General features: G+C 35.2%; 10 protein-coding genes. 4 read left to right on the top strand and 6 right to left on the bottom strand.

From position 1 onward, the window contains the following. The first annotated feature begins 39 nt into the window (after window positions 1-39). Window positions 40-855 (top strand): glutaminyl-peptide cyclotransferase, encoded by an 816-nt coding sequence (locus ACY65O_RS10855; protein ID WP_462220878.1) that lies wholly within the window; start codon window positions 40-42, stop codon window positions 853-855. Here ACY65O_RS10855 and ACY65O_RS10850 read toward each other — a convergent pair. The 5 genes from ACY65O_RS10850 to ACY65O_RS10830 all read right to left on the bottom strand — a co-directional run bounded on the left by ACY65O_RS10850 (window position 852) and on the right by ACY65O_RS10830 (window position 7,841). Beyond that, window positions 852-1,742, bottom strand: a complete 891-nt coding sequence (locus ACY65O_RS10850) for a class I SAM-dependent methyltransferase (RefSeq protein WP_462220877.1) — start codon at window positions 1,740-1,742, stop codon at window positions 852-854. The two genes, ACY65O_RS10855 and ACY65O_RS10850, sit on opposite strands and share 4 nt — an antisense overlap. 11 nt (window positions 1,743-1,753) lie before the next feature. Beyond that, window positions 1,754-2,278: a signal peptidase II gene (lspA, locus tag ACY65O_RS10845; RefSeq protein ID WP_462220876.1), complete on the bottom strand. Its 525-nt coding sequence runs from the start codon at window positions 2,276-2,278 to the stop codon at window positions 1,754-1,756. A gap of 7 nt (window positions 2,279-2,285) precedes the next feature. Beyond that, window positions 2,286-2,891 (bottom strand): HU family DNA-binding protein, encoded by a 606-nt coding sequence (locus ACY65O_RS10840; protein ID WP_462220875.1) that lies wholly within the window; start codon window positions 2,889-2,891, stop codon window positions 2,286-2,288. A 181-nt stretch (window positions 2,892-3,072) separates the two neighbouring features. Next, window positions 3,073-4,740 carry a TonB-dependent receptor gene (locus ACY65O_RS10835; RefSeq protein ID WP_462220874.1) on the bottom strand — a complete coding sequence of 556 codons (1,668 nt, stop codon included), beginning with the start codon at window positions 4,738-4,740 and terminating at the stop codon, window positions 3,073-3,075. A gap of 56 nt (window positions 4,741-4,796) precedes the next feature. Beyond that, complete coding sequence (locus ACY65O_RS10830) at window positions 4,797-7,841, bottom strand: tetratricopeptide repeat protein (protein WP_462220873.1); 3,045 nt, start codon at window positions 7,839-7,841, stop codon at window positions 4,797-4,799. Between the two features lie 192 nt (window positions 7,842-8,033). Here ACY65O_RS10830 and ACY65O_RS10825 point away from each other — a divergent pair, with 192 nt between their 5' ends. The 3 genes from ACY65O_RS10825 (at window position 8,034) to ACY65O_RS10815 (ending at window position 9,440) form a co-directional block, all read left to right on the top strand. Next, entirely contained in the window at window positions 8,034-8,369 is a 336-nt protein-coding gene (locus ACY65O_RS10825; protein ID WP_462220872.1) for a DoxX family protein, read from the top strand. Window positions 8,370-8,457: 88 nt separating this feature from the next. Beyond that, window positions 8,458-9,030: a hypothetical protein gene (locus tag ACY65O_RS10820; protein WP_462220871.1), complete on the top strand. Its 573-nt coding sequence runs from the start codon at window positions 8,458-8,460 to the stop codon at window positions 9,028-9,030. A 2-nt stretch (window positions 9,031-9,032) separates the two neighbouring features. After that, on the top strand, window positions 9,033-9,440 hold the full coding sequence (locus ACY65O_RS10815; RefSeq protein WP_462220870.1) for an acyl-CoA thioesterase: 408 nt from the start codon (window positions 9,033-9,035) through the stop codon (window positions 9,438-9,440). Window positions 9,441-9,559: 119 nt separating this feature from the next. On the opposite strand, the gene ACY65O_RS10810 is transcribed toward ACY65O_RS10815, so the two are convergent. After that, entirely contained in the window at window positions 9,560-9,700 is a 141-nt protein-coding gene (locus ACY65O_RS10810) for a DUF6526 family protein (protein ID WP_462220879.1), read from the bottom strand.

The following is a 9,700-nucleotide window of genomic DNA, read 5'->3' as shown; positions in this document are numbered from 1 at the left end:
TCAGTTGCAGTTTACTACATTTGCTGATACATTTAAATTATGAAATACACTTTCGCTTTAACACTGGTTATTTTTTTAGCTGCCTGTAATGGGAATAGTGATAAACTACCTGAAACTGATGACACCCTTCGGCCAGTACCCACGCCGCAAATAAAATATAACGTTGTAAATATTTATCCGCATGATACGAGTGCCTATACACAAGGCTTGCAATTATACAACGGAAAATTATATGAAGGCACTGGTGATTACACCAACTCGATGTTACGAATAGTAGATTTAAAGACAGGCAAAGTTGAAAAGAAACATAAAATTGGAAAGAATAGCACGGACAGCACTTTTGGTGAGGGCATAAATATTTTTAAAGGAAAACTTTACCAGTTAACCTGGCAGAACCATATTGTATTTGTCTACGACATAACCAATATCGACAAACCAATTAAAACTTTTAATTGGCCATATGAAGGCTGGGGCATTGCCAATAATGGCACTGATTTAATTATAAGTGATGGCACTGCCAATTTATATTTTGTTGATGCTGAAACTTTCAGGGTAAAAAGTACCGTTGCTGTTACCGAAGATGGGGTTCCTGTTGACTCTATTAATGAACTGGAATATATTGATGGCTTTGTTTTTGCGAATGTTTATCAATCCGATTTTATAGTAAAGATTGATCCCGGCAGCGGAAAGGTAGTTGGTAAGATTAATTTGCCAGACTTAAGAGAAAAATATTTCTCTAAAGAAATGACCGATAGAACAGACGTATTAAATGGTATTGCTTACGACAGCGCCTCAAAAAAATTATTTATTACCGGCAAGCGCTGGCCGAAAATGTTTGAGATAACCTTGAACTAATTTTTTGCAATTACATAAATAACTGAACTGCATTTTGTTTTATCTCCCAAAGCTTTTAAGTTAGATATAAAGCCATTATAAAACGCTCTGATAATATTGCTTTTTCCATTTTTATATTTTTCGCTGAGCATGCTCACATAAAAACTATCGTACCACATAGGTTTGATGGCAGTGATTTTTAAATTGTGCTGAGTAATTAATTGCTGCATTGCTGCAGGAGAAAAATGATACAAATGCCGGGGCACATCGTAAGCTGCCCAATGCGCTGCATAAATTGCTGCATCTTTAGAAGTATAATTGGGTACAGCAATAAATATTTTTCCGTTGGGTGTAATTAAGGTTGATAATTGTTTTATATATTCATGCAATTCATGCACATGCTCCAGCACATGCCACATTGTTATGGCATGGTAGGTGAAAGTTTTTAATTCAAATATTTTTTCGGAGGAAAGCGGTTGTATGGAATATAATGCTGCAGCTTTTGCTCTTGCGGTTGCATCGGGTTCTAAACCGGTAATACCCCAGCCTGCAGTTTTCATGGTGTTTAAAAATGCCCCGGTGCCACAACCAATATCTAACATTTCTCCTTTCACCATGCCCACTTCATCTATAAGTAATTGCTTTTTTTTATTTAAAGTGCGGCTTCGTACCCAATGGTATAAAGTATTTACAAAACCTTTTTTAGTATTGCTGTGAGAAATATAATTATCCGACTGATAATATACCCCAATTTCATTTTGCTCCGGCACATCCTGCGTAAACCCTGCTGTACAATTTTTGCAATGCCAAACAGCAAATTCTTTTTGCGAAACGGTATAATCTTTTGCGTTTAGTTGTGGAGCAATATTTGGAGAAGAACAAATGGGGCAGTTAGTGTAGTGAATCATGCAGTAATACTTTATTGAGGGGCAATTTGATTTGTATTAACAGTTGGTTTATTTCGTTTTTCGTTAAAAAAAATCAATAGTCCAATTACACCCGAGGTAACACAAACATCAGCAACATTAAAAATACCTGTACGGATATTTCCAATGCCTACATTTAAAAAATCGGTAACATGCCTGTCGTATAAAAGACGGTCGGTAATATTTCCTATGCCGCCGGAAAAAACAAGTGCAATTGAAAATACTTTCATCGCTCCCATTTGCTGCAGGTTTTTTAAAGTGTAAATAAATAATCCTGATAAAATTAGCAATGGTAAAATACTTAACAACCAAAAACTAACCTGCTTTGGTAAATCGTCTCCCAAACTTAAGGCCGCCCCGGTATTTTCAACATATTGTAATCTTACCGTATCATTCAGGTATGTTTTTGTGGCTTTATCTTTTAAATGTTCTTTGGCAAGATCTTTTGTTACCCTGTCGCAGCTTATAAATGTAAGGCAGCAAATGCAGAACAATATTATTCTTGTACTTAGTTTCATCACGTATTTATTGTATGGGCATTGCGTTACCTGCCATTGAAGAAGCGTTTAAACTATTAGAATAAATGAGTAATGCCAGTAATGCAATTGATACAATTATTATGGCCCATATCCACCAGCGGCTCTTTTTTACAGGCGCTTCTTCACTAAAGTATTCAGTCATTAATGTGTTGGTACTATCCTTATCGCCTACCAAAATATGATGTTCCGCTTCGGGGTGAATTACTCTTGCTGCATTTACATCCTGCAAAAAAGCTTTGGGCAAATCAATGGGTTGAAATTTTATACTGCCAGAACCATCAACAAAAAATTGACCGACACTTTCAAGTATAACAGGTTCATTATTATTCAGCGATTTTTTTATACTGTCACAAAAGTGTTCTAAGGCTTCTGTTGCTTCGTACTTATCGCTGTTTGTTGTTGCTGCAATATATTCCGGCAATCCGTCCATTTTATTTTCAGCTTCGCTAAAAGTGATTGCAGTAAGCGGTGCTTTAATTTTTTTGTCGAGAAAATCGGTGGCGGCTTTACCGGCAGTTAACGATAAAGTACCAATGCCCGGTAAGGCACAGTATTTATTTTGAAAAAGATATGAAGCAATTAAATGTTGCATTGAATTTAAGGCGTTGAGCAAAGGTATGCAGTAAAAGTGAGTGACACAACGATGTTAAATAGAATTATTGAAGCTGGCACAAAAAAAATACTTGATAATTTATTTTGAATTTTTTAAATTAAAAGCATCGCATTGGTCATCTCCATAATCAAGTTCCCCCTTCAGGGGGCGGAGGGGGCTCCTAAAATGTTATCCTCACACCGCCCAAAACATTTAATCCATACACTTCGTAATTATGCCAGCGCTGGTATTTATTATTTAAAATATTATTTACATCAAGCCATGCACTAAAAGTTTTATTTACTTTAAATTCCATGCCGGCACTTAAATCAGTTCCGCCGCTAAAGTTTTTCGAAGTATTGCCTTTTGCCAAATAATTTCCACCACCAAACATATAAAAATCTCCTTTAAGCAATACCTGTTTAAATGCCCACCAGCGTAAAGAACTCGTAAATTCCATGGGCACAGTATTCCATGCTTTTCCATTGGTATTAAAGCCGGTGTAACCATTTAAAGTTAAGCCAGCTGTTACCGTAAATTTATCCTGGCTGATATAACTTAAGTCGCCATGTACACGAAAATTATTGGCTTTACTTTCGTATACTACTTTAAAAGATTTATTATCTGTTGCAGTATCATTTATAAACAAAGGAATATCGGTGTAGCTAATTAAACCTGCCTTGGCACTAAAATTAAAATGTTTACCGAGTGTTGCTTTTATGCCACCATAGTATTCAATTTCTTTGGTGTTTTTTTGCGCTGCAATAGTTTGCAGGTAAGGATTAATATTTACCAGGTTACGAAAAGTATTTTTAGTATAAGTACCCACCCAGCCTGCCTGTATCATAAAAACTTTTTCTTTTACCTGTACCTCTGCATATACATTGGGCAGCCAAATAAAAGTGCCATTATCCCAGGTTGGCGTAATGCCTGCATTAATGGTGAACTGCGGCGATGCAAAAGTTAATGCCGGTGCCACCTGAAAAACATTATTGGTAATTTTTACATTGCTTGTTAAATCTTTTGTAGTGTAACTCGTAATATCGGCACGGCCTTCTACTTTTATAGCCATGGCTTCGCCAAATTGTTTTTCAAGAGGTGCTGTTATAATTAAAGAACTTTCGCTTAATTTATTTTTACCGGTAAAAATATTTACCTGCACATTGGGATTGTATTTAATTCCAAAATCGCCAACAACGGTGTTACGAATACCAGCTTTAAGCATTAGATCCTGGTACTGGTTGCGTACGCTGTCTTTTTTATAATTGTACAATGCATGATCGTATCCATATAAATACACATCATTCTGGCTGTAGTTTACACTGCCATATGCTTCGTTCTTTGCAGTAAAATAACTGCCTGTTGCTTTTAAATTAAGTTGTGAATAATCCTGGTATTTTATTTTTCCTTTGCTGGAAATATAATCGGCATATACATTTAGCAAACTTGTTTTAGCATCGCCAAAACTAAAACCTGCACTTACATAAGGCGTTGAAAAATTACCAAAACCTACTTTTAAATAATTCCGCATGCCTAAATATAAATTAGTATCCTGCTGCAATGCCAGTGGTTTTAAAGATATGGGCTGATAAGAATAAAATAAATTTTGAGCTGGCACCACATAATTCATTTTTGGTTTGCCGGTATCGGCATTAAGCTGCGATGCTGCAAAATTTATTTTTACTGCATTGCGTAAAACCGGTTTGTAAGAGGAAGTGATATCAATGGTAGTTCCTTTTTTAGTAGTGTCTTTTTGGGCAAAAGCAATAGTGGTTGATAAACTTAAAACTAATAAACATATCGAATATCGAATATGGAATATTGAATATTTTTTGCTTTGCATTTTCATTATTGTTGTTTTAACTTCTCTTGTTTTGTATTGATCTAATTCCCAATTCCTAATTACTAATTACCTGTCACCTTACTGTTCATCTTCTCTTCCTCAATGGCCTTGTCTAATTTTTGCTGTGCTTCTGTTTTCAATTCGGCAATAACAGAATTTTTTGCTACACTTTCATAAGTGGCTTTTGCATTGAAATAATCTTTCTGTTGCATAAAAATATCTCCCAGTAAAATGTAAGCTTTGGTTACCCAAAAATCGTACGATCCTGTTTCTTTAATTACTGCAAGGGCTGATTTTTCTGCTGTGGTTAAATTGCCAGAAGTAAACTGGCAATTGGCTATTTCATATCTTGCCTCGGCACCCCAGGCCGATTTATTTATTGCTGCACAAGATTTAAACGAACTTATCGCCGCAGCACAATCGCCGGCTAACTGCTGCGATTTACCCAATACTAAAAATGCGATTGATCTGTCATCGGTGCTGATACCTTTTTTAGTGAGCAAAGTTTTTGCTGCGTCGTTTGCTTTGGTGTAATCTTTTAATAAATAATAACACCGCACCAAACCTCTTAATGCTTCCAACTGATTATCCTGGTTTACCGAACCTGATAATAAGGATTCGAAATATTTTTTTGCGGCCGAATAATCTTTCAACTCAAAATAATTTATTCTTGCTGCTTCTAAAGTTGCTCTTTCAAAATAACGGTTTTGCCCTTTAGCGTTTACATAATCGTAACCGGTTAATGCATTTTTAAAATCTTTGTTTTTATTGTAACATTCGCTTCGGAAATAATTGGCTTCTAATGCAAACGCACCATTGGGGTATTGAGATAAATAATTATTAAAACCAGTAATTGCTGCATTACAATCGTTGGCACTGTATTTTATTTCGGCGGCAGTATAGTTTAAAGAATCTGCTTCGCTAACAGAAATATTTTTACCATTCTTACGCATCAGTTCCACATAATCGTTCGGCCTTCCTTCTTCTACATAAATACTTTTAATATTGTCTAAAGCATCATCAGCCTCGGCAGATTGCGGATATTTTTGAATTAATGTTTGATAATTTACCAATGCATTTTTATTATCATCAATATTAAAATAACTCAATCCTAATTTTAAATAAGCCACAGGTTTTAATCCCCCTGCATCGGGCATATTAATAATGTTGGTTAAATACGGAATTGCTTCCCTGAATTTTTCATCGGCCATATAAGTGTTGGCAACTTCCATATTTACATCGGGCACCAAATTACTTTCCGGATATTGGCGGGTAAGTGTATTAAGCGTCCTTATTTTTTCGGTTGAACTTTTTACACCTGCAATCATAGCTTTTTGAAAATAAGCATAATCACTTTGCGGCAGTGCATTGTTAATTACATTATCGTACATGCTGTTGGCCTTTGCAAAATCACGGTTCATAAAATAACAATCGGCACTGCGTACATAAGCATCCTGTTCCATTGGCGACGAAGCAGTGCCTGCAACTTTTGTAACCTGCTCAAAATAATTTAAAGCCTGTTTGTAATTTTCTTTTTTCATCCAGCTGTAAGCCAAATTATATCTTGCCGCTTGCGGATTGGCTTCACCCTGCGATGGTGCACTGCTTTGCAAATAAAAAGTCATGTAGCGTATGGCATCATCATACTTTTGATTACGCAATGCAATTTCTCCTTTCCAAAAATTGGCATAAGGTAATATTGGTCCGGCATACTGATCTGCTAAAACTTTAGTTAACAACTCATCGGCCCTTAATATTTGCTGATCGTTTACATACTCCACTGCTTTACCAAATAAAATTCGGGGATACACTTTTTGCATCGCCAGTGTTGGTTTACCTAACGATTCATATAGTGATAAGGCATCGGAAAAATTATTGGTGTTGGCCAAAAGCCCTACCAATAATTCTTTAGCTTCTATCTCATAATCGGAATTGGGATAATCGGCAAGAAATTTTTTCAACTCATTCAGTGCAATATTTTGATACCCTAGCTCGTAAGAAAGTTTAGCGTAAATAAATCTCGATACTTCCTGCTGCTTTGCGTTACTGCTATTATACGCACAATATTGAAAAGCATTTCTTGCATTTTCTTTTTGATTAGTTCTTAAATAACAGTCTCCCAGCAAATACATACTGTTCTGCCCCAGCGAATCTTTTTGATTACTTAATTGCTTAAAGCCATCTATTGCTTTGGTTAGCTGGTTGGCCTGATAATAACAATAACTTAATTCATACAACACTTCTTTATCAACCTTTTTGCTGTTGTTTACGTAATACTCCAGCAGAGGTAATGCTTTTCCAAATTCTTTTTTCTCAAAGTATAATTGCCCCATCAGCAACTTCAATTCTTTTTCATAAAATAAATTACCGCCCCTTGCCAGTACACTTTCGCCATACCGTAGCGCTTCATCTTTTTTCCCCTGAAAATAATATATCTCTGCAATATAATAAGGCACCACGCCTTTGTATTCTTCTTTTGTTTCTACTAATTTAAAAGCCTTTAATGCTTCGTTGTATTGCCTGTCGTAATAACTAATAAAACCATAATAATAATTTGCAGGGTAGTAATATTTGTTTTTAGGCAACTGATGAATTTCGTTAAACAATGGTTTAGCCTGTTCAAATTGTTTTAAATTAAAGTAGCAGTAAGCCCGTTCAAATTTTGCATCAGCAATTTCATCGTTGCTTAAATTATCCAACCCTGCCCTTTCGTAATAAGTAATAGCATTGCTAAAATCATCTTTAGTAAAATAAAATTTTGCCAAATGGTAACTCATCAGTTGGCGGCGTGGTTCGTTATTAACAACTTCTATGTATTGTTTAGCTTCGTCTTCGGCTACAGGTTGCTGCAGTTTTAATTCGCAAACGGTATAAAAATATTTTATATCGTCGTTAAGGTAAGTGTGGTTGCTGATGCTGTTATCAGGGGTTTTATCTTTAAGCTCTTTAAATAAAGGATAAGCCAGGGCAAACTGTTCTTTTACAAATAATTCTTTGGCATCATTATATTTTTTTTCGGGATTGGTAATGGCGTTGGTAGGTTGTGCTATTACTGTACAATAAAGCCCGGCAAAAAAAAGCAGGGCTGTAAGTTTATGTTTTATCATGTTGGTATGTTCGGGGCTTTTACAATTGTAAAAATAACTATAATGACAGTTAAGCAAACACTGTTCCAATTTTATTGTGAATAAGTGGATAAATGTTAGCTGTTGTAATGTAAACGAATGTATTTTTGTTTTGCTGTTAAGGATTTTGTAAAATTTAAAATAAAAAACAATAACCTGTAAATTCAAAAGGAAATGAAAAAACTACTTTCTACAAAGTATTCGGCTGGTGCTTTCAGTACTGCAATGTTAGTATTAAGATTAGGTGTGGGCATTTTAATGCTGATGCATGGATATACTAAACTAATGAAGTTTAGTACAATGAAAAATGATTTTATGAATTTTATGGGCATCGGCAGCACCATGAGTTTAGCACTGGTAGTTTTTGCAGAATTCTTTTGTTCGGTGTTTTTAATTTTAGGTTTGTTTACACGGTTAGCGACAATACCTTTAATAATTGCTACCTGTGTGATGGTCTTTATGGCGAACAAAGGAGATGTTTTTGGAAAAGGGGAACTGGCCACATTATAACTAATCAGTTATATTTTAATATTATTTGTAGGCCCAGGTCTGGCCAGTATAGATAGTATGGTTGGAAAATAAAATTAAACCAGCAATAATGAAAAGACTTGATCTCGTTCAACTGACAATAATTATTGTTGGTATATTTAGTGGTTTCTTTTTTTTACTTAGCCTTCCGCAATTTTTACTATACCTGTATTCCTGGTTTAGAGAAGGATTGCGTGGAGGAGGGTACATGGAAACCGTTATTTGGAATATTATTGTCAGCGGCTCTTATCTTTTAGCTGCCTTCTATTGCATAAAAAAATCAAAACAATTTGCACAATGGATATGTAATAACGGCGAATTGAATGCTGAGGTTAACTTTGCATTGGATAAATCAGAATTACTTTTTATGTTATTTATTGGGCTAGGTATTTATGGTCTTATAACACATGTGCCTGTATTGCTTGTAGGCATTTTTAAAAAAATAAAAGACTATAGCTCACATATTGAAACTGATACCCTCGGCGCAACCGGATCTTCTAATCTGGCAGTACAAAGCATCACCATACTTTCATTTTTTACATTGGTATATTATGCAAAAATATTTGCCGATTTTTTTGCAGGGAAAATAAATAATACAGAACCTGAAGATGAGATAGCAGCAACGGCTGAATTAAATGATTAAATATGTTTGTAACAGAAACACAAGTTCGTATTCATTATGCCCTTACCGACCAGATGGGTGTGGTATATTATGGGCACTATGCACAATTTTATGAAATTGGACGTACCGAAGCCATCCGCCAGATTGGTTATACGTATAAAGAAATTGAAGCATTGGGAATTATTATGCCCGTAGTGGAAATACACAGCAAATTTTTACGCCCTGCAAAATACGATGACCTGATCACCATTAAAACAACATTAAAAGAAATGCCTGCTCATCATAAAATTATTTTTTATGCAGAGATTTATAATGAGCAGGATAAATTACTGAACACCGGCGAAGTAATTTTATATTTTTTAGATGCCTCCACTATGAAGCGCTGTGCAATGCCGGAAGCGCTGAGAGAAAAATTATGTCACTACTTTTGATTCCCAACAATCATTTAGGAATTTGGAATTAGCAATTGGGAATTGGGAATTTATAACTTGATGCATTATGTTTGCAAATTTTCCAATTGCTGAAATCCAAAATCCGAAATCTCATATCCTTACACCCTGTTATAATCTCCTCTCCAATTTTTTATGGCTTCTTTAATTTGTTTAGAAGATAAATTTTCTGAAACAGCACGATGTGCCAGATCAACAAACTCATTATTGGGTGCAAAACGTAAGGCAATGTATTGCGACAT

This window comes from Ferruginibacter sp., assembly GCF_031430955.1.
In the GTDB taxonomy this organism is placed as follows: Bacteria; Bacteroidota; Bacteroidia; order Chitinophagales; family Chitinophagaceae; genus Ferruginibacter.
This window is presented reverse-complemented; position numbering and strand designations above follow the sequence as displayed.